This window comes from Microbacterium sp. 22296 (assembly GCF_052045385.1).
GTDB lineage: Bacteria > Actinomycetota > Actinomycetes > Actinomycetales > Microbacteriaceae > Microbacterium.
In genome coordinates this window covers 596,236-615,229 of the sequence record NZ_JBQEOS010000001.1, presented here as the reverse complement: position 1 = coordinate 615,229, position 18,994 = coordinate 596,236, and the positions used below count along the sequence as shown (strand labels likewise).

Genomic DNA, 18,994 nt, shown 5'->3' with positions numbered 1-18,994 from the left:
GCACAAGACCGGCCTCAGCGCTGCGCGGCGGCCAGAGCCACGACCTCGGCGGCGGCGGATGCCACGTCTTCGTTCACGACGCGGTAGTCGAACTCGTTCTGCGCGGCGAGTTCGACGCGGGCCGTGCGCAGACGTCGGGCGCGCTCCTCGGCATCCTCCGTCCCCCGTCCGACGAGGCGTTGGACGAGCTCGTCCCAGCTCGGGGGCAGCAGGAACACCAGCGTCGCCGAGGGGTCGGCGGCGCGCACCTGTCGGGCCCCCTGCAGGTCGATCTCAAGCAGGGCGGTACCGCCCGCGGCGAGAACGCGCTCGATGGGTTCGCGAGGCGTGCCGTAACGGTTCTGGTTGTGCACGACGGCCCACTCCAGCAGCTCCCCCGCGGCGACCATGCGGTCGAACTCGGCGTCGTCGACGAAGTAGTAATGCTGGCCGTCGACCTCGCCGGGGCGGGGGCTCCTCGTCGTCGCCGAGACCGAGAGATGGATCTGCGGGTAGTGCTGCTTGATGTGCGCGGCCACGGTGCCCTTACCGACCGCCGTGGGCCCGGCGAGCACGATGAGTCGGCTGCGCCCGTCGCGGGGACCCGGCTCGGGCCAGCGGGTGTCGAGGAAGGCCCGTAACGCGTCGCGTTGACGCGTGCCGAGGCCGCCGAGTCGCTTCACCGGCGAGATGCCGAGCGCGACGAGGATGCGATCGCGCTTGCTCTCGCCGATCGCGGGGATCGCCGTGAGGAACTCGGTCACGCGCATGGCTCCGGCCGGCGACAGCGGATCGGCCAGACCCCGCCGGAGCAGCTCCTGCGGCGAGATGACGCGGCTGGACACGTCGCGCTTCAGCGCGGCGCGCTCGCGGCGCGCCTCGACGGCGCGGCGAGAGGCGGCGGCACGGTCGACCTCGGGCGGGCGACGGGCGTCAACCATTCAGGGTCTCCCGGTACAGCGCGGAACGCTCGTCGATGCGGGCGGCGAGACGGTCGGGCCCGACCGCGAGGATGCTCCGGCTCTCGTTGGCCACGACCGCCTTGGCGACGTAGCCGAAGAGGCGGCCGAGATCGGCGGGCTCCGCACCCTGCGCACCGAAGCCCGGCGCGAGGATCGGCATCCCCGCGAGGGCCACGTCGCCGAGACCGAACGCGGCGCGGTCGACGGTGGCGCCGACGACGACGCCGATCGAGCCGAAGGCGCCGGGGGCACCGATGTTCGCCTCGTTCACGTCGTGGGCTACCCGCGCTGCGACGTGCTCGTGATCGCCGACGGCGAGGGCGTCGTCGACGATCGCGCTCTGCAGCGCCCGCGCCTCGGGGTTGCTCGTCGCGGCGAGCACGAACGCACCCTTGCGGTGCCGCAGGGCCAGCGAGAGCGTGTCGCGCAGCGACTCGGCGCCGAGGTACGGCGTCAGGGTGACGGCATCCGCCTCGAGGGGCGCGCCGGGCTCGAGCCAGGCTCGGGCGTAGCCGTCCATCGTCGTGCCGATGTCACCGCGCTTCGCGTCGGCGATGACCAGGAGCCCGGCGGCGCGGGCCGCCGCCATGACGTCCTCGAGAGCGGCGAAGCCCTTGGAGCCGTAGCGCTCGTAGAACGCCACCTGCGGCTTGACGACGCCGACGCGACCCGCGGCCGCCTCGACCACGCGCAGTCCGAACGCGCGCACGCCCTCGGCCGTGGCATCGAGCCCCCACGCCGACAGGAGGGCGGTGTGCGGATCGATGCCGACGCACAGCGGCCCGTGCGCGTCGAGAGCGGCGCTGAGCCGCTGCCCGAACGACTCGCTCACAGACGACCCGCGCGATCGACGGCGTACTCCTGAAGGCTCCGGACCTCGAAGCCGTCCTTCATCGCGCCGAGCGCGCTCACCGCGGCGCCGAGCACGGCCATGGTGGTGAACAGCGCCTTGTCGGCGGCCACGGCCGCGGCGCGGATCTCGTAGCCGTCGGCACGCGCGGTCCCGCCCGACGGGGTGTTGACGATCATGTCGATCTCGCCGGCGTTGATGAGGTCGACGACGTTGCGCTGGCCGGAGCCCTGCGTCTCGGAGTACTTCTCCACGACCTGCACCCGGATGCCGTTGCGGGCGAGGATCTCGGCCGTGCCCTCGGTCGCCATGAGCTCGAAGCCGAGCTCCTGCAACCGATGGGCGGGCAGGATCACGGCGCGCTTGTCGGCGTCGGCGACCGAGATGAACACGGTGCCCGAGGTCGGCATCCCGCCGTACGCGGCCTCCTGCGACTTCGCGAACGCGGTCGGGAAGTCGCGGTCGATGCCCATGACTTCACCGGTGGAGCGCATCTCGGGTCCGAGCACGCTGTCGACGGTGTGACCGTCGGCGGTGCGGAAGCGCTTGAACGGCAGCACCGCCTCCTTCACCGCGACGGGCGCGTCGAGCGGCACACGCGAGCCGTCCTTCTCGGGCAGCAGCCCCTCGGCGATGAGCTCGGCGATCGTGTTGCCGGCCATGATGCGGCTGGCGGCCTTGGCGAGCGGGATGCCGAGGGCCTTCGACACGAACGGCACGGTGCGACTCGCGCGCGGGTTCGCCTCGATGACATAGAGGACCCCTGCCGAAATCGCGAACTGCACGTTCAGGAGACCCCGCACGCCCACGCCCTTCGCGATGGCCAGGGTCGCCTCGCGCACGCGGTCGACCTCGGTGCGGCCGAGCGAGACGGGCGGCAGGGTGCAGGAGGAGTCACCGGAGTGGATGCCGGCCTCTTCGAGGTGCTCCATGACGCCGCCGATGTACAGATCGGTGCCGTCGTACAGTGCGTCGACGTCGAGCTCGATCGCGTCGTCGAGGAAGCGGTCGACCAGCAGCGGCAGGCCCGGTCCGATGATCGCCTGGTCGGCGACGCGCACGAAATAATCGCGCAGGGCGTCGGTCGAGTACACGATCTCCATGCCGCGACCGCCGAGGACGAAGCTCGGGCGCACGAGCACGGGGTAGCCGATCTCCTCGGCCACCGCCACGGCACCCTCGACATCGATGGCCGTGCCGTTGCGCGGGGCGATCAGGCCGGCTTCGTCGAGCAGGCGCGAGAACAGTTCACGCTCCTCCGCGAGGTCGATCGCCTCGGGGCTGGTGCCGAGGATCGTGTAGCCCGCCGCCTCGATGCCCTTGGCCAGGCCCAGGGGCGTCTGGCCGCCGAGCTGGCAGACGACGCCGAGGATCGTCCCCGACTGGGCCTCGGCGTGCAGCACCTCGAGCACGTCTTCGAGCGTCAGCGGCTCGAAGTACAGGCGGTCGGAGGTGTCGTAGTCGGTCGACACGGTCTCGGGGTTGCAGTTGACCATGACGGTCTCGTATCCGGCGTCCGAGAGCGCGAACGAGGCGTGCACGCACGAGTAGTCGAACTCGACGCCCTGACCGATGCGGTTGGGGCCCGAACCGATGATGACGACCTTCGTGCGGTCGGAGGGGGTGACCTCGGTCTCGGCGTCGTAGGAGGAGTAGTGGTACGGCGTGAGGGCCGGGAACTCCCCCGCGCAGGTGTCGACGGTCTTGTAGACCGGGCGCACCTCGAGGGCGTAGCGGCTCTCGCGCACTTCGGCCTCGTCGAGACCGCGGATCTGAGCGATCTGCGCGTCGCTGAAACCGTGCTCCTTCGCGACGCGGAGGGTGTCGGCATCCAGGCTCTCGGCCCCGCCGATGAACTCCGCGACCTCGTTGATCAGCACGATCTGGTCGATGAACCACGGGTCGATGGCGGTGGCGTCGAACGCCTGCTCGGGCGTGGCACCGAGGCGCAGCGCCTGCTGCAGGACGACGATGCGACCGTCGGTCGGCGTCTTGGCGATCTCGAGCAGCTCCTCCGCCGAGCGCGACTCGTCGCCCCAGTGGAAGCTCGATCCGCGCTTCTCGAGCGAACGCAGCGCCTTTTGCAGGGCCGTGGTGTAGTTGCGGCCGATCGCCATGGCCTCGCCCACCGACTTCATGGTGGTGGTGAGGGTGGTGTCGGCGGCGGGGAACTTCTCGAAGTTGAACCGCGGCACCTTGACCACGACGTAGTCGAGCGTGGGTTCGAAGCTCGCCGGCGTCACCTTGGTGATGTCGTTCGGGATCTCGTCGAGGCGGTAGCCGATCGCGAGCTTCGCGGCGATCTTCGCGATCGGGAAGCCCGTAGCCTTCGACGCCAGTGCCGAGGAGCGCGAGACGCGCGGGTTCATCTCGATGACGATGATGCGCCCGGTCGCCGGGTCGACGGCGAACTGGATGTTGCAGCCGCCGGTGTCGACGCCCACCGCGCGGATGATGTCGATGCCGATATCGCGGAGCTTCTGGTACTCGCGGTCGGTCAGGGTCAGCGCGGGGGCGACGGTGATCGAGTCACCGGTGTGCACGCCGACGGGGTCGACGTTCTCGATCGAGCAGACGACGACCGTGTTGTCGGCGGTGTCGCGCATGAGCTCGAGCTCGTACTCCTTCCACCCGAGGATCGACTCCTCGAGCAGCACCTCGCTGGTGGGCGAATCGTGCAGGCCCGCGCCGCCGATGCGGCGGAGGTCGTTCTCGTCGTAGGCGAAGCCCGAGCCGAGACCGCCCATGGTGAAGCTCGGGCGCACCACGAGCGGGTATCCCAGCTTCTCGGCGCCGGCGAGCAGCTCGTCCATCGAGTGGCAGATGACGGATGCCGCGACGTCGGCGCCGGCCTCGAGGACGAGCTCCTTGAAGATCTGGCGGTCCTCGCCCTTGTTGATCGCCTCGAAGTCGGCGCCGATGAGCTCGACGTCGTACTTCTCGAGGATGCCGCGCTTGTGCAGCTGGATCGCCGCGTTCAGGGCCGTCTGTCCGCCCAGGGTGGGGAGGATGGCATCCGGCTTCTCTTTGGCGATGATCGTCTCGATCACCTCGGGGGTGATCGGCTCGATGTACGTCGCGTCGGCGAAGTCGGGGTCGGTCATGATCGTCGCCGGGTTGGAGTTGACGAGGATGACGCGCACCCCCTCTTCACGGAGGACCCGGCACGCCTGGGTGCCGGAGTAGTCGAACTCGCAGGCCTGACCGATGACGATCGGGCCGGAGCCGATGACGAGGACGGAGTGGATGTCGTCGCGCTTAGGCATTGGTGTCTTCCTGGGTCGAGTCCTGAGCGTCGTTCTGGCCCTGAGCCGCAGTGGCCGGTCCGTGAGCCTGTCGAAGGGCCTGGGTCGCGATCACCATGTCGCGGAAGCGGTCGAACAGGTAGTTGGCGTCGTGCGGTCCTGCGGCGGCCTCGGGGTGGTACTGCACGCTGAACGCGGGGATGTCGAGGGCGCGGAGTCCCTCCACGACGTTGTCGTTGAGACCGATGTGGCTGACCTCGACGCGGCCGAAACCGGCCGGGCTGTCGACGACGGCGTCGAGCGGCGCGTCGACCGCGAAGCCGTGGTTCTGCGAGGTGATCTCGACGCGGCCGGTGGTCTTGTCGAGTACGGGCTGGTTGATGCCGCGGTGGCCGAACGGCAGCTTGTAGGTGCCGAAGCCGAGGGCGCGCCCCAGCAGCTGGTTGCCGAAGCAGATGCCGAAGAACGGCAGTCCGTCGCCGAGCATGGCGCGCAGCAGCTCGACGTGCTGGTCGGAGGCCGCGGGGTCGCCGGGACCGTTGGAGTAGAACGCCGCGACCGGCTCGATCGCGCGGATCTCGTCGATCGTGGCGGACTGCGGGAAGACGTGCACGTCGAAGCCGCGCGCGGCGAGGTTGTCGATCGTGGACTTCTTCACACCGAGGTCGAGCACGGCGAGGTTGCCGAGGCGCTCGGCGGCGGCCGGGGTGACCTCGACCGAGGTCACGGAGACCTGGGCGGAGAGGTTGCGACCTGCCATGCCCGGAGCCTCGAGGACGCGGCGCAGCTGCTCCTCGGCATCCAGGTGGGCTGCCTCGCCCGAGAAGACGCCGCCGCGCATGCTGCCCGAGGAGCGGATGCGGCGGGTGACGGCGCGGGTGTCGATGCCGGAGATTCCGACGATGCCGTCCTCGACGAGCGCGTCGTCGAGCGAGCGGTCGGCGCGCCAGTTCGACACCATTCGCGAGGGGTCGCGCACGACGTAACCGGCGACCCAGATGCGGCGCGATTCGGGGTCTTCGTCGTTCACACCGGTGTTGCCGATGTGGGGGGCCGTCTGCAGCACGATCTGGCCCGCGTACGAGGGGTCGGTGATCGTCTCCTGGTAGCCGGTCATGCCGGTGGCGAAGACGACCTCGCCGAGGGTCTCGCCCCGTGCGCCGTAGGCGCGGCCGGTGTAGCGGGTGCCGTCTTCGAGTACGAGGACGGCCGGGTCGCGCGTCAGGCGCGCGGAAGGGATCAGGGCGGTCATGCGTCGCTTCCTGTCGTGGTGATGAGAGGACGGATGGCGTCGGCCAGCGCTTTGGCCGAGGCCTCCTGAGGTCGGAGGTAGGTGTCGACGATCGTGTCGTCGTCGATGCGCCAGCTGACACGCGTCAGGCCGTCGCGCTCGACCACGCGGTCGATGGCGACGGTGGCCTGAGCGGCATCCACCAGGCGGTCGCGGGTGAGCGCGATGCGGGGCTGGCCCGGGAGGTCGAGCGCGACGCCGGCCGTGGTGACCGTGACGTCGACGCGGGAGCGGAAGCCGAGGCCCTTGATCGCGAGTCGTTCGAGCGGCTCGTCGTGTCGGGTCGTCGCGACGTAGAGCCCCGGGAACACCGCGGTCTCGACGGCGTCGTCGGGCAGCTCCCCCACGGGGGCCGTGTAGCGCGCATCGCGCCGCGTTCGTCGCACCCACGCCCACGCCAGGAGGGCCAGCGCGATCACGGCCACCGCGGCCATGACGAGCAGGGCGCCCTCACGCGTCACGCCAGGACCCCCGGCGCGTCGAGCAGGGTTCCGTCGGCGACGGTGGGGACGCCGGCGCGCACGGTCCAACGCACCTCGCCGGGGAGCTCCCGGCCGAGGTACGGCGAGTTCTTGCTGCGTCCGCGCAGGTCGGCGACCGCGAAGGTGCGCGAGGGGCGCGGGTCGTACAGCGTGAACGATGCCGGCTGCCCCGCGGCCACCGGGGTGCCGTGACCGTCGAGGCGGCCGATGCGCGCGGGGGTCTTCGACAGCACACGCGCGACGTCCGACCAGTCGAGCAGGCCGGTGTCGACCATGGCCTGCTGCACGACCCGCAGGGCGCTCTCCAGTCCCACCATGCCGTTGGCCGCGGCCGCCCACTCGCAGGCCTTCGCCTCGGCGGGGTGCGGCGCGTGGTCGGTGGCGACGATGTCGATCGTGCCGTCGGCGAGACCCTCGCGCACGGCCATCACGTCTTCCTCGCGGCGCAGCGGCGGGTTGACCTTGAACCGGGCGTCGTAGTCGCGGACGAGCTCGTCGGTCAGCAGCAGGTGGTGCGGAGTCACCTCGGCGGTGATGTTCACGCCGCGCTTCTTGGCCCAGCGGATGATGTCGACCGAACCGGCGGTGGAGAGATGGCACACGTGCAGACGCGAGCCGACGTGCTCGGCCAGCAGCACGTCGCGCGCGATGATCGACTCCTCGGCGACCGCCGGCCAACCGGTGAGACCGAGCTCGGCCGAGACGGCCCCCTCGTTCATCTGTGCGCCCTCGGTGAGTCGCGGGTCCTGCGCGTGCTGCGCGACCACGCCGTCGAAGGCCTTCACGTACTCCAGCGCCCGGCGCATGATGAGCGGGTCGAAGACGCAGAAGCCGTCGTCGCTGAACACGCGCACACGTGCGCGGGAGTCGGCCATGGCGCCGAGCTCGGCGAGGCGCTCGCCCTTCTGCCCGACCGTGACCGCGCCGATCGGCTGGACGTGCACGTAGCCGGCTGCCTCGCCGAGGGCGAGCTCCTGCTCGACGACGCCGGCGGTGTCGGCCGTGGGCGAGGTGTTCGGCATCGCGAAGACGGTGGTGAACCCGCCCGCGGCCGCCGCGCGCGATCCGGTGAGGACGGTCTCGGATGCCTCGAAGCCGGGCTCGCGCAGGTGCACGTGGAGGTCGACCAGGCCGGGCAGGGCGATCAGCCCGTCGGCATCCACGATCGTGGCGCCCGTGTGCGACAGGCCGGAGCCGGTCTCGGCGATGACGCCGTCGCGGACGAGGAGGTCGGTGGCATCTTGGCCCTCGACGCGCGCGCCGCGGACCAGAAGCGTCTGGGGGGTGGCGTGACTCATCGCAGGTCCTCTTTCTCGGTGTCGGCCCGCTCGCCCGCCAGCAGCAGGTAGAGCACGGCCATCCGCACGGAGACGCCGTTCGTGACCTGTTCGAGCACCGTCGAACGAGGCGAATCGGCGGCTTCGGCGGAAATCTCCAGACCCCGGTTCATCGGCCCGGGGTGCAAGACAATGCTATCGGTCGGCAGGGCGTCCAAACGCCGTGCGTCGAGGCCGTAGCGTCGCGAATACTCCCGTTCAGTCGGGAAATACGCGGCCGACATCCGCTCGAGCTGGATGCGCAGCATCATGAGCGCGTCGGGACCCGCGGCGATGGCGTGATCCAGGTCGTAGTCGATCTCGACAGGCCAGCCGCTGACGTCCTGCGGCACCAGGGTCGGCGGTGCGACCAGCGTGATGCGCGCACCGAGGGTGTGGAGCAGCCAGACGTTCGAGCGCGCGACCCGCGAGTGCAGCACGTCGCCCACGATCGTGACCCGGATGCCGTCGAGGTCGCGCCCGCGGCTGTCGTCGCCGAACAGGCGCTTGCGGATCGTGAACGCGTCGAGCAGAGCCTGTGTGGGGTGCTCGTGCGTGCCGTCGCCGGCGTTGACCACGCCCGCGCTGATCCAACCGCTGGTCGCGAGGGTCCGCGGAGCGCCGGATGCGCCGTGACGGATGACCACGGCATCCGCCCCCATCGCCTGGAGGGTCTGCGCGGTGTCCTGCAGCGACTCTCCCTTGCTCACGCTCGAGCCCTTCGCCGAGAAGTTGATGACATCGGCGGAGAGGCGTTTGGCGGCGGCCTCGAACGAGATGCGGGTGCGCGTGGAGTCCTCGAAGAACAGGTTGACCACGGTCTTGCCGCGCAGCGTCGGCAGCTTCTTGACCTCGCGGCTCTGGGTGTCGGCCATGTCCTCGGCGACGTCGAGGATCTCAAGCGCCTCGGCGCGCGAGAGGTGCTGGGTGTCGAGGAGGTGCCTCATGACTCGATCGTCACCTCCTCGACGCCGTCGATCTCGGCGAGGCGCACGTTGACGCGCTCGTCGCGGGCACTGGGGAGGTTCTTGCCCACGAAGTCGGGGCGGATCGGCAGCTCGCGGTGGCCCCGGTCGATCAGCGTCGCCAGGCGGACGGCGGCGGGTCGGCCGATGTCCTGCAGGGCGTCGAGGGCGGCGCGGATGCTGCGGCCCGAGAACAACACATCGTCGATCAGAACGACGACCTTGCCGTCGATGCCGCCGGCGGGAATCTCGGTGCGCCGCGGGGCCCGTGTGGGGTTGCGGTGCAGATCGTCGCGGTACATCGTCACGTCGAGCGAGCCGACCGGGACGGACGCTCCCCCGAACTCGCTGACGAGCGGACCGATCCGGTTCGCGAGCGTGACGCCGCGGGTCGGGATGCCGAGGAGGACGAGTCCCTCCGGTCCCTTGTTGGACTCCAGGATCTCGTGCGAGATGCGCGTCAAAGCGCGGGCGATATCGGCATCGTGCATGACGGTGCGCGTATTCATCCGCCGCTCCCTTCTCCGCCTCACGGGACGGGGTTAAAGGTTGCTGTGGTTCTTCGTCGAGTGTAGCGGGTGGGGGTGGGTGAACCCTGGGCGGTTGCGGGTGGTGTCGCGTTCCGGCGCTGGTGGCACGGCGACGGAATTCGTACATTCGTTCTATGGATTCGCGCACTCCGGTCGACCGCCTTCGGGTGGCGAGCGACCGCGTCGTCGCGCTGGTGGCGGGCCGGGAGGTCGAGGAGCTGGACGACCGCGAGCTCCTGACGCTGGTGAGCGAGATCATCGCCGCACGCAACGCCCTCGATGTGCTGGCGGCCTGTGCGGCGCGCGTCATCGACGCGCGCTCGGTGCGCGAGCGGGGCGCGACAGGGCTGGCGCAACGTCAGGGCCACCGGAATGCCACGGACTTGCTGCAGACACTGACCGGGCGGAGCAGGCGGGAGGTGTCGCGGGCGGTGAAGACCGGGGATGATCTGCTGCCCTCGCTGCGTTCCTCGATCGCGCCCGACGGTGGTGGTCCTGCGGTCACTCCGGGCGTCGTGCCCGAGAACGCCGGCGAGGAGTGGCTCGATCGCATGATGCGGATCGCCCGGTGGGGGTGTTCGTCGAGGGGTGCGCGCAGGGGGCGTGCGCCGGGGGTGCTTCGGGGTGTGCGCCGAGGGGCGCAGCCACAGGGTCGCGCCTCGAGGGGGACGCGCCGAGAGTTCTGCCCTGAGGTGCGCGGGTGGAGGGGCGGGCCGAGGGGCGCAGCCACAGGGTCGCGCCTTCAGGGGGACGCGCCGAGAGTCCTGCCCTGAGGTGCGCGGGTGGAGGGGCGCTACCCGACGGTTGGGCTTTGAGGGGTCCGTGCTGAGGGTTCCGTGCTGAGGGTTATGCGCTGGGGGCGGGCGGAGGGGCGCAACCCGACGGCCACGCGGTCGCGTCACTCCTGGTCCGCGACGATCTCCGCTTTGAAGCCCGCGGAATTCTCGAGCCACCCGGCGTAGTGCGAGGGGCCGCCGGCGAACGGATACCGGTCCTGATACAGCGGACGCCACCCATTCGCGCTCGCCGCGGCCATCACGGCATCCACCTGCGCACGGGTGCCGCCGAGGAATGCGAGATGGTTCACGCCGGGACCACGACGATCGTGATCGAGCCGCGACAAGTTCGGCGACGTCGTCAACGTCAGGTACGGGCCGCCACCGGCCCTCCACGTCTCCCCGTCGGCCCACTGGTCGCTCCGCTCGAAGCCGACTTCACGGAGCAGCCATCCCCATTCGACGCTCGCCACGGACAGCTCGGCAACCCACACCTCGACGCGATGCAAGCCCGGCACGGATCAGCCCGCGGCGACCTCGGCGGCGGCGCGCTCGCCACTCGGCGTCGTGCGCACGCGCGACGAGCGGATCGGGTGACCGGTCGTCGTCAGGCAGCGACCGGTCTCCAGGTCCCACTTCCAGTCGTGCAGCGAACAGGTCAGCACGCCGTCCTCGATCTTGCCGGTCTTCGTCAGGTCGGCGCGGAGGTGCGGGCAGCGACGCTGCACGGTCCAGTCGCCGATCTCGGCATCCTCGGTCTGATCCGACTGCTCGGCGTACCAGTTCTCGACGTACTCGATGCGGTCGCGCGAGAGGCACTTGAGGAACGTGGTGAGGAACTCGTTGAACTTGCCCGAACGGCCGACCTCGAACTGCATCGACAGGAAGATCGAGTTCGACCAGTCGATCTCGTGGTCGCGGATGTTCGTCGAGACGAGGTCGGCGGGGATCGTGTACCAGTAGATACATTCCTCCCCCGCGTATTCGCGCAGCTTGGCCTTGGGGAAGTCCACGACCATGTCGAGCTCGCCGATGCGGAACCGCACCACGCCACCAACGCCGTTGCGGATCGTGCGAGCGCGACGCAGCAGCGGCTCCCACCATTCCTTCAACGCGGCGAGCATCTCCGCGGGCGGGATGACCTCGGCACGGGTCGCCTCCTCGGCCGTGATCTCGTCCTGGCGGCTGTCGCGCTGCTCGGCGAGGTAGTTCCACTTGTCGCCGAAGACGCGCTCGATCTCGGCATCCGTGTACAGGGTCTGGGTGACGGTGACATCGGACCCCCGCACCTCGACCTCGGTGCCGGGGAGGAACAGGTAGCCCTTCTGGTCGGGGCGCTGCTCCTTCATGTGCGCGAGGAACTCGCGCTGGTCGGTGAAGATCGAGTCGTCCTCGAGGCCTGTGCCGTTGTAGCGGAACAGCTCGTCCCGCAGGAACATCGGCGGACCCGCCATCGGGAACACGTGCTCGGCGTCGACCTTCTCGATGTAGTACATCGCGCGCTTGTTCTGCGCGTCGCGCTTGAGCTTCGCGAAGTTCTGTTTGGCGTCCTGGGGAAGGTCGTAGACCATCGGCCACCAGATCGCGCCCGACACCTGGGTGAAGTACGCGTCCGGCTTGCCGAAGTCGAACAGCTTCTCCAGATCGAGCGGATGCGAGTCGTTCTGGTTGAGGACGGATGCCGTCCCGTCGTCGACCGACAGCGACGAGTCGCCGATCGGCCCGTCCGAGGGGGCGCGGAGCGGCGTCACCATGAGTTTCAGGTCGCCGAACTGCAGGGGCACGCCCGCCTCCGTGCGCACGAGGTTCGTGTAGCCGAGCGCGAGGAGGTCCTGCTCGAGATCGTCGGTGGGGTACTCCGGGAGCAGAACCTTGATGTCTTTCGACACGTAGCGCTCGAGCATCGCCGGATCGAAGTGATCGCGGTGGCGGTGCGAGATGTACAGGAAGTCCGCCTTGCCGAAACGCTCCCAGTCGAGAGCGCGGTTGTCGGGGAACGGGAACCACGAACCGAAGAAGCTCGGACCGAGGACGGGGTCGCAGAGGATGCTGCCGCCGCGCGTCTCGATGAACATTCCCGCGTGGCCGAGGCCGGTGACTCTCATGTCGCTCCTGTGTCGTGGACGGAACCTGTCGAGTCTACGCGCGGGTCTCCTGAGCGGTCGGTGAGCAGCGCCGCGGGATCCTACGATGGCGAGATGGTCGTCGCCCTCGGGATCCTCGGGATGGCGATCGCGCTCTTCGTCGTGGCCATCGTCCTCCGTGTGCGATCGACGCGTCTTCCTCGCTCGCTCGTGGTCCAAGACACGCCTCAGCCGGGGGCGACGGTCATCGACGATGCGATCCTGTCCGGCCATGAGCGCCGGGCCGTCGCCGCCGCTCTCATCGACCTCGTCGTGCGTGGTCGCATCCATCTGCTCAGCGAGGGCGGCGTCTCGCGGAAAAGCATTGCGGTGCAGGTGATCGATCCCGAGACCCTGACCGACGACGAGCTGCGGCTGCTCGATGTCGTGTGCGGCCCGGACACCCCCAGCGGGTACTCGCGTCGCCTGTCGCGCGACCGTCGCCGGATCGCGCGGGGTGTGCGCGGCCTCGTGGCTATGCACGGACGTCGTCTGCAGCGCGCTGGCCTAGCCGCCGGGTGGCATCATGGACGGTCTGTCGTCCGGTGGAGCGGGGCGCTGCTCGTCCTCGGGATCGGATTCTTCCTCGCCACGGCGCCTGCGCCCGCGGCGTTCGGTGTCGGCGTCGGCGCGCTCGCCGGGGTGATCGCCGCGCTCGCCGTCGTGCCGGCCGGCCGCGCGCGCCGCTTCGCGGAGGCTGCTCGTTCGCGGCGGGAGCACCTGGACGGCATCCGTCAGTACATCACTCTCGCCGAGTCCGAGCGCCTGAGCGTGCTGCAGTCGCCCGACGGCTCCCGGCAACCCGCGGGCGACGCAGTGGAACGGTTCGCGCTGAACGAGCGTCTTCTTCCGTACGCCGTGATGTTCGGCCTCGCGAGGGAATGGTTGGCCGTCCTGCGGATCGGGTACGACGAGCTGGGGCAGACGTCGCCCCACACGCTGGCCGAGGTCGGTGACGGATTCCTGCAGGTGATGGATGTCGAAGTGCTGCTGAAGGGCGTGGTGAAGATCGTCTTCGCGGGCGATCACGCGCTCGACGCCGCGGGTGCGGTGATCGACGGCTTGTTCTAGTCGCCGTCGAGCAGGCCCCAGGATCCAGCGGTCGGCACTCGGACGAATCGGGGAACGGCGGTGACCTGTCCGGAGCGATGGAGGGCCGTCACGTCTTCCTCAGGTCTTCGGCGAGCATCACGATGATGCCGCTCGGACCCCGCACATAGGTAAGCTTGTAGACGTCCTGATAGTTCGCGACACCGCGAAGGGGATGGCATCCGTGGCGTGCGGCGATCTCTAGCGCTGCGTCGATGTCGTCGACGGAGAACGCGACGCGGTGCATCCCGATCTCATGAGGACGCGTCGGTTCCGTCTCGATGGCGTCGGGGTGCAGGTACTCGAAGAGTTCTAGCCGACCGTTCCCGTCCGGCGTCTGGAGCATCGCGATCTTCGCGTGGTTGCCATCCAGACCCACGGCGGTGTCGGCCCACGAGCCGCTGATCGTGTCGCGACCGACCACGGCCAGTCCGAGGTCGACGAAGAACGCGATCGCCGTGTCGATGTCACGGACCGCGATGCCGACGTTCTCCAAGGTGATGGCCATGCGACGCACGCTAGCCGCGGGATGCCGCGGCCTGTAGGGGTTCGTCGGGCAGCGCCCCACCCACCCACCGGGCACACGTTGCCGCGGCGGCGCTGCCGCCGCGCCTCAAGGCCCGAGCAACCCACGGATGTCGTCGGCATCCAGCGCGGCGGCGAACGCGTCACCGTCGTCGATCACCGCGTCGAAGAGGGCGGCCTTGCGTCGCTGGAGCGCGAGCACCTTCTCCTCGATCGTGCCCGCGGCGATCAACCGGTAGACGAACACGCTCTTGTCCTGACCGATGCGGTGTGCGCGATCGATCGCTTGGGACTCGGCGGCCGGGTTCCACCACGGATCGAGGACGAAGACGTAGTCGGCCTCGGTCAGGGTCAGGCCGAAGCCCCCGGCTTTCAAGCTGATGAGGAAGACCGGCGCGTCGCCCTCGCGGAAGCCGGCGACGACGTCACCGCGCCGGGTGGTGCTGCCGTCGAGGTGCGCGAAGGCGAGGCCCGCGGCATCCAGTCTCTGCGCGGCCATGTCGAGGAACGAGGTGAACTGGCTGAACACGAGCGCGCGATGTCCTTCGGCAGCCACCTCGACGAGGCGATCGAGCAGGACGTCGAGCTTAGCGGAGCCGAGGTGCGCGTCACGGTCGTCGACGAGCCCCGGTGCCAGAGCGAGCATGCGCAGAAGCGTCAGCGACCGGAACACGATGAAGCGCTGCCGGTCGAGATCGTCGAGCAGGCCGAGCACCTTCTGGCGTTCGCGCTGCAGCACTCGGTCGTACACCGCCTGGTGTGCCGGCCCGAGGGGCACCGCGATCTCCTGCTCCTGCTTCGGGGGGAGATCGGATGCCACGACATCCTTCGTGCGGCGGAGCAGGAACGGCCGCACGCGGCGGCGCAGCTTGTCGAGCGTCTTCTCGCGGTGCGCACCGGCCGCCGCGGCCGACAGCTCGGTGGGCGCGTCGGAGGGAAGCCGTTCGATGGCCCGTGTGTAATCCTCGCGGAACTGCCGGATCGAGGGGAACAGCCCCGGCGCCGTCAGCGCGAGGAGCGCCCACAGGTCGTCGAGACCGTTCTCGATCGGCGTGCCCGTGGCGGCGTACACCGCGTCGGTCTGGAGCGCGGCGATGGCGCGGTGGACGCGGGTGGCGGGATTCTTCACGAACTGCGCCTCGTCGAGCACGACACCGGAGAAGTGCGGCACGGCGAACTCCTCGGCATCCGCCCGAACGACGCCGTACGACGCGACGACGACGTCCGCTCCCGTGGAGATCTCGGAGACGGTTCGGTCGCGCCGAACGGAGGTGGCCTCGATCACCGCGACCCGCAGGTCGGGGACGAAACGGGCGGCCTCGGCGTGCCAGGTCGGCAGCACCGAGGTCGGGGCGACGACGAGCCAGGGCCGGGTGTCTCCCCGCGACCGGGTGTGGGCGATCAGCGCGAGCAATTGCAGGGTCTTGCCGAGCCCCATGTCGTCGGCCAGGATGCCGCCGAGCCGGTGCCGATGCAGGAGGGCGAGCCACGACAGGCCCTCGCGCTGATAGGGACGCAGGTCGGCGAGGAACCCCGGCGGGGTCGGCACGCGCGGCACCTCGGCGACGTCCCGCAAGGCCCGGGCGAGCTGTCGCCACTCCCCCGCCGCCTCGGACTGGTCGGCCAGGTCTTCGAACTCCGCCCACAGGGCCAGGTGCGTGCGCGGGACGCGCGGCCCCGTCTCCCATTCGTCGAGCGCGGCGGCCTCCTCGAGCAGCTCGCGCAGCCGTTGCAGAGCCGGGTGGGCGAGCGAGAACCATGCCCCGTCGGACAGCTTGATGCGCGTACGCCCGCGCGACAGCGCCGTGAACAGCACCCCGAACGGGATCAGCCGGCCGTCGATCGTCACGGCGATGCCGAGGTCCAGCCAGTCGCGATCCAGGGACTCCACGGTCGTGATGCGCAGCGACGGATCGCCCCGCAACTCGCGGAACATCGGTCGTGTCCCGCGCGTGCGTACCCGTACCTCGGGGACCACGTCGACCGCCGGAAGCACGTGCGCGCTGAAGGCCGCAGCGTCCGCGTCGCGCAGGATCGCACGCGCCGTGAGCGGGAGGTCGGATGCCGTCGTCCACGCCGTCTCGAACCGTTCTCCGATCTGCGCTTCGGCGCGGACATCGCGGTCGGGGTGCTCTCCGCCGTCGTCCCACGCGACGCGGAACCCGCCGGGATACGCCCAGTCGAGACGATACTCCGCAGCGTCGCCGTCGAGATACGACACCTCGACGGTGAGCGTCGGCCGGGCCGGGGGCGGCGCCGGTACGCCCGCGCCCACCGAGAGCGGCGCGCGGCGCGCCAGCCGCGGGTAGACCTCGGCGACGAACTCCGCCGCGTCCGCCGCGGGTACCTCGACCGCCGCGCTCCCGAGCAGGGAGGGCAGCGGCGGGGGTAGGTCGACCGCCGCGAGCACGACGGGCACGGGGTCGCGGTCGAGCTCGTAGGCGAACAGCCCGGAACCGCCGATCGCCCGCGTGTAAGCGGCATCCCGCTGTCGTCCGTCGATCTCGATGTCGGCGGACACGCGCAGCGCTCCCCCACCCACGGCATCCAGCGCCACACGTGCGGTCGCCTCGGCCGCGATGCTCACGCTCTGCTGCGCGTGGAGCGACACGATCGGGATGCCGTGGACCTCGGCGGCGCGCAGGTGCGGCCAGAGCAGGGGTGAGTCGACGGTGTCGAGAGCGATCGTGTCGCCGGACGGGGCGAACGGCCCGGCCGTCCGCAATGCCTGAGCCAGGGCGTGCAGCTCGGCGAACCACCGCACCTGCGCCGGGTCGAACCGGCCGGACGATCGCCGCACGGCATCCCATGTGGCATCTGCACGGATCCACGTGTCGCGCGCTCCGCGCACGAGGGGGCGCGCGACGAGTTGGAGGTCGTCCTGCCGCTCGGCGAGCATGCGCGGGGTTACGGCAAGCACCGCCCGGGCGTCCCACCGGGCGGGATCGTACGCTTCGCGCTGACGAAGCTCGATGCCGAGGGCGAGCGGCTCGCGTTCGGCCGGCTCGCTCCTCGGGACGAGATCGCGCCAGGTGGTCACGCGAGCATCCTGCCCGAAGCCTCCGACATCGGGGCGTGCGCGCCGTGCGCCATCGTGCGCGTGGCGCGGCAGAGCGCCGAAGAAACGCGATTCGCGGGCGGAAACGCCGCGACGTGACGTTTCTGCCCGCAGATAGCGTTTCTCGCCGACCTGCCCTCAGCGCCCGGAGCGACCGCCGACGAGACGCCGGGGCCGCGCCGGAACACGTCGCGAGTCGGCGGGGTGCGGGCGGTCAGGACGAACGCGCGATGCGCGCGAGCACGCCGTGCACGAACGAGCCGGAGTCGTCGGTCGAGAACTCCTTCGCCAGCTCCACCGCCTCGTCGATGGCGACGGCCGTGGGGACCTCGTCGTTGAAGAGGATCTCCCACGCGCCGATGCGCAGCAGCGCGCGGTCGACCGCGGGCATGCGCTGCAGCGACCAGTCCTTTGCGAACGTCGTGATCTGCTCGTCGATCTCGTCGCGGTTGTCGATCACGCCGTCGACGATGTCGCGGGCGTACAGCCACGACGCCTGACGTTCGGGCTCCGAGGAGGCGCGCTTGGCTTCGGTGGCCAACATGATCGCCAGCTCTTCGCCGCGGACGTCGGCCTGGAACAGGATGTCGAGGGCGCGCTTGCGCGCCTTGGTGCGGGCGCTCAAGGTCAGCTGATGCGGCCGAGGTACTCGCCGGTGCGAGTGTCGACCTTGATCTTCGTGCCGGTCTCGAGGAACAGCGGGACCTGCATCTCGTAGCCGGTCTCGACGGTGGCGGGCTTGGTGCCGGCCGACGAGCGGTCGCCCTGCAGCCCCGGCTCGGTGTAGGTGACCTCGAGCACGACCGACGGCGGCATCTCGACGTAGAGCGGGTTGCCGTTGTTCAGCGCGATCTGCACCTGCTGGTTCTCGAGCAGGAAGTTCGCCGCGTCGCCGACGGTGGCGGAACCGACGGTGATCTGGTCGTAGTCGGCGACGTCCATGAAGACGAAGCCGTCGCCGTCGTTGTAGAGGTAGGTGAAGTCGCGGCGGTCGACGTTCTCGGTCTCGATCTTGGCGCCGGCGTTGAAGGTCTTGTCGACGACCTTGCCGCTCATGACGTTCTTCAGCTTGGTGCGTACGAACGCGCCGCCCTTGCCGGGCTTGACGTGCTGGAACTCCACGACGCTCCAGAGCTGACCGTCGATGTTCAGGACGACGCCGTTCTTGATGTCCGCAGTGGATGCCATGAGTGCCAGTGTTCCGTTTCGTGTGAGGAGAGGCGGCGCTCCGGCGCACACCCAGCGACCGAGTCTACGCGATGCCCCGCGGCGGACGCGATCACGGGGTGTGCACGGCTGGACGGGGAGACCGGATGCGGGTGGGAGGCGACTCAGCCGTCGGCGCGGCCTGAGATGACCTCGACGAGGAGGTCGACCGCGCGCGCATAGCCGGGGACGCCCTCGCCGATCACGTGGACGGCCGCGACGTCCTCGATGTACGAGAAGTGCCGGAACGTCTCCCGCTCCTTGATGTTCGAGATGTGCACCTCCGCGACCGTGAGATCGACGGATGCCAGGGCGTCACGCAGGGCGACGGAGGTGTGCGTGAGTCCCCCCGCGTTGATCACGATGCCGACGCAGTCGAGACGCGCGGCGTGGATGGCGTCGATCAGCACCCCCTCGTGATTGCTCTGGACCGCGCGCGTCTCGAGGCCGTGCCGGGCGGCGGCGTCGGCGGTGACCCGCTCGACGTCGGCGAGGGTGTCGCGCCCGTAGATCTCGGGTTGGCGGGTGCCGAGCAGGTTGAGGTTCGGGCCGTTCACGAGCAGCAGGCGGCGGGGCGTCGTCATGTCGGGCACGCTA

17 protein-coding genes are annotated in these 18,994 nt (G+C 70.1%); 2 read left to right on the top strand and 15 right to left on the bottom strand.

Going from position 1 to position 18,994, the window contains the following annotated elements:
* Positions 1-14 precede the first annotated feature (14 nt).
* From gmk to pyrR, 8 genes are read right to left on the bottom strand one after another with little or no spacing between them, the layout of a single operon-like run.
* A complete protein-coding gene (gene gmk / locus ACTJJP_RS02980) occupies positions 15-920 on the bottom strand; it encodes a guanylate kinase (RefSeq protein WP_440773545.1) in 906 nt (301 codons plus the stop codon).
* A complete protein-coding gene (gene pyrF, locus ACTJJP_RS02975; RefSeq protein WP_440773544.1) occupies positions 913-1,773 on the bottom strand; it encodes an orotidine-5'-phosphate decarboxylase in 861 nt (286 codons plus the stop codon). The genes gmk and pyrF overlap by 8 nt, the downstream gene beginning before the upstream one ends.
* Entirely contained in the window at positions 1,770-5,057 is a 3,288-nt protein-coding gene (carB, locus tag ACTJJP_RS02970) for a carbamoyl-phosphate synthase large subunit (RefSeq protein WP_440773543.1), read from the bottom strand. The genes pyrF and carB overlap by 4 nt, the downstream gene beginning before the upstream one ends.
* On the bottom strand, positions 5,050-6,288 hold the full coding sequence (gene carA / locus ACTJJP_RS02965) for a glutamine-hydrolyzing carbamoyl-phosphate synthase small subunit (protein ID WP_440773542.1): 1,239 nt from the start codon (positions 6,286-6,288) through the stop codon (positions 5,050-5,052). Before carA ends, carB begins: the two co-directional genes overlap by 8 nt.
* Entirely contained in the window at positions 6,285-6,788 is a 504-nt protein-coding gene (locus tag ACTJJP_RS02960; protein WP_440773541.1) for a PH-like domain-containing protein, read from the bottom strand. Before ACTJJP_RS02960 ends, carA begins: the two co-directional genes overlap by 4 nt.
* A complete protein-coding gene (locus ACTJJP_RS02955) occupies positions 6,785-8,107 on the bottom strand; it encodes a dihydroorotase (RefSeq protein WP_440773540.1) in 1,323 nt (440 codons plus the stop codon). Before ACTJJP_RS02955 ends, ACTJJP_RS02960 begins: the two co-directional genes overlap by 4 nt.
* Positions 8,104-9,072: an aspartate carbamoyltransferase catalytic subunit gene (locus ACTJJP_RS02950; protein WP_440773539.1), complete on the bottom strand. Its 969-nt coding sequence runs from the start codon at positions 9,070-9,072 to the stop codon at positions 8,104-8,106. The genes ACTJJP_RS02955 and ACTJJP_RS02950 overlap by 4 nt, the downstream gene beginning before the upstream one ends.
* The gene (pyrR, locus tag ACTJJP_RS02945; protein ID WP_440773538.1) at positions 9,069-9,599 is read right to left on the bottom strand and encodes a bifunctional pyr operon transcriptional regulator/uracil phosphoribosyltransferase PyrR; all 531 of its coding nucleotides are present in this window, start codon (positions 9,597-9,599) and stop codon (positions 9,069-9,071) included. The genes ACTJJP_RS02950 and pyrR overlap by 4 nt, the downstream gene beginning before the upstream one ends.
* Positions 9,600-9,754: 155 nt before the next feature.
* Between pyrR and ACTJJP_RS02940 the strand changes: the two genes are divergently transcribed.
* Positions 9,755-10,393, top strand: coding sequence for a hypothetical protein (locus ACTJJP_RS02940; RefSeq protein WP_440773537.1), 639 nt, complete (start codon positions 9,755-9,757; stop codon positions 10,391-10,393).
* A 125-nt stretch (positions 10,394-10,518) separates the two neighbouring features.
* Here the strand turns inward: ACTJJP_RS02940 and ACTJJP_RS02935 are convergent, their stop codons facing one another.
* Complete coding sequence (locus tag ACTJJP_RS02935) at positions 10,519-10,914, bottom strand: VOC family protein (RefSeq protein WP_440773536.1); 396 nt, start codon at positions 10,912-10,914, stop codon at positions 10,519-10,521.
* Between the two features lie 3 nt (positions 10,915-10,917).
* Positions 10,918-12,501 carry a Rieske 2Fe-2S domain-containing protein gene (locus ACTJJP_RS02930; RefSeq protein ID WP_440773535.1) on the bottom strand — a complete coding sequence of 528 codons (1,584 nt, stop codon included), beginning with the start codon at positions 12,499-12,501 and terminating at the stop codon, positions 10,918-10,920.
* A 93-nt stretch (positions 12,502-12,594) separates the two neighbouring features.
* Between ACTJJP_RS02930 and ACTJJP_RS02925 the strand changes: the two genes are divergently transcribed.
* Positions 12,595-13,590 (top strand): DUF2207 family protein, encoded by a 996-nt coding sequence (locus tag ACTJJP_RS02925; RefSeq protein WP_440773534.1) that lies wholly within the window; start codon positions 12,595-12,597, stop codon positions 13,588-13,590.
* Positions 13,591-13,678: 88 nt separating this feature from the next.
* Here the strand turns inward: ACTJJP_RS02925 and ACTJJP_RS02920 are convergent, their stop codons facing one another.
* The 5 genes from ACTJJP_RS02920 to ACTJJP_RS02900 all read right to left on the bottom strand — a co-directional run bounded on the left by ACTJJP_RS02920 (position 13,679) and on the right by ACTJJP_RS02900 (position 18,981).
* Positions 13,679-14,116: a VOC family protein gene (locus tag ACTJJP_RS02920; RefSeq protein ID WP_440773533.1), complete on the bottom strand. Its 438-nt coding sequence runs from the start codon at positions 14,114-14,116 to the stop codon at positions 13,679-13,681.
* 105 nt (positions 14,117-14,221) lie between these two features.
* Entirely contained in the window at positions 14,222-17,173 is a 2,952-nt protein-coding gene (locus ACTJJP_RS02915; protein WP_440773532.1) for a DEAD/DEAH box helicase, read from the bottom strand.
* Positions 17,174-17,405: 232 nt separating this feature from the next.
* Positions 17,406-17,816 (bottom strand): transcription antitermination factor NusB, encoded by a 411-nt coding sequence (nusB, locus tag ACTJJP_RS02910; RefSeq protein ID WP_440773531.1) that lies wholly within the window; start codon positions 17,814-17,816, stop codon positions 17,406-17,408.
* A gap of 2 nt (positions 17,817-17,818) precedes the next feature.
* Positions 17,819-18,379 carry an elongation factor P gene (efp, locus tag ACTJJP_RS02905; RefSeq protein WP_183419607.1) on the bottom strand — a complete coding sequence of 187 codons (561 nt, stop codon included), beginning with the start codon at positions 18,377-18,379 and terminating at the stop codon, positions 17,819-17,821.
* A 143-nt stretch (positions 18,380-18,522) separates the two neighbouring features.
* Positions 18,523-18,981, bottom strand: coding sequence for a type II 3-dehydroquinate dehydratase (locus ACTJJP_RS02900; RefSeq protein WP_440773530.1), 459 nt, complete (start codon positions 18,979-18,981; stop codon positions 18,523-18,525).
* Between the last annotated feature and the right edge of the window lie 13 nt (positions 18,982-18,994).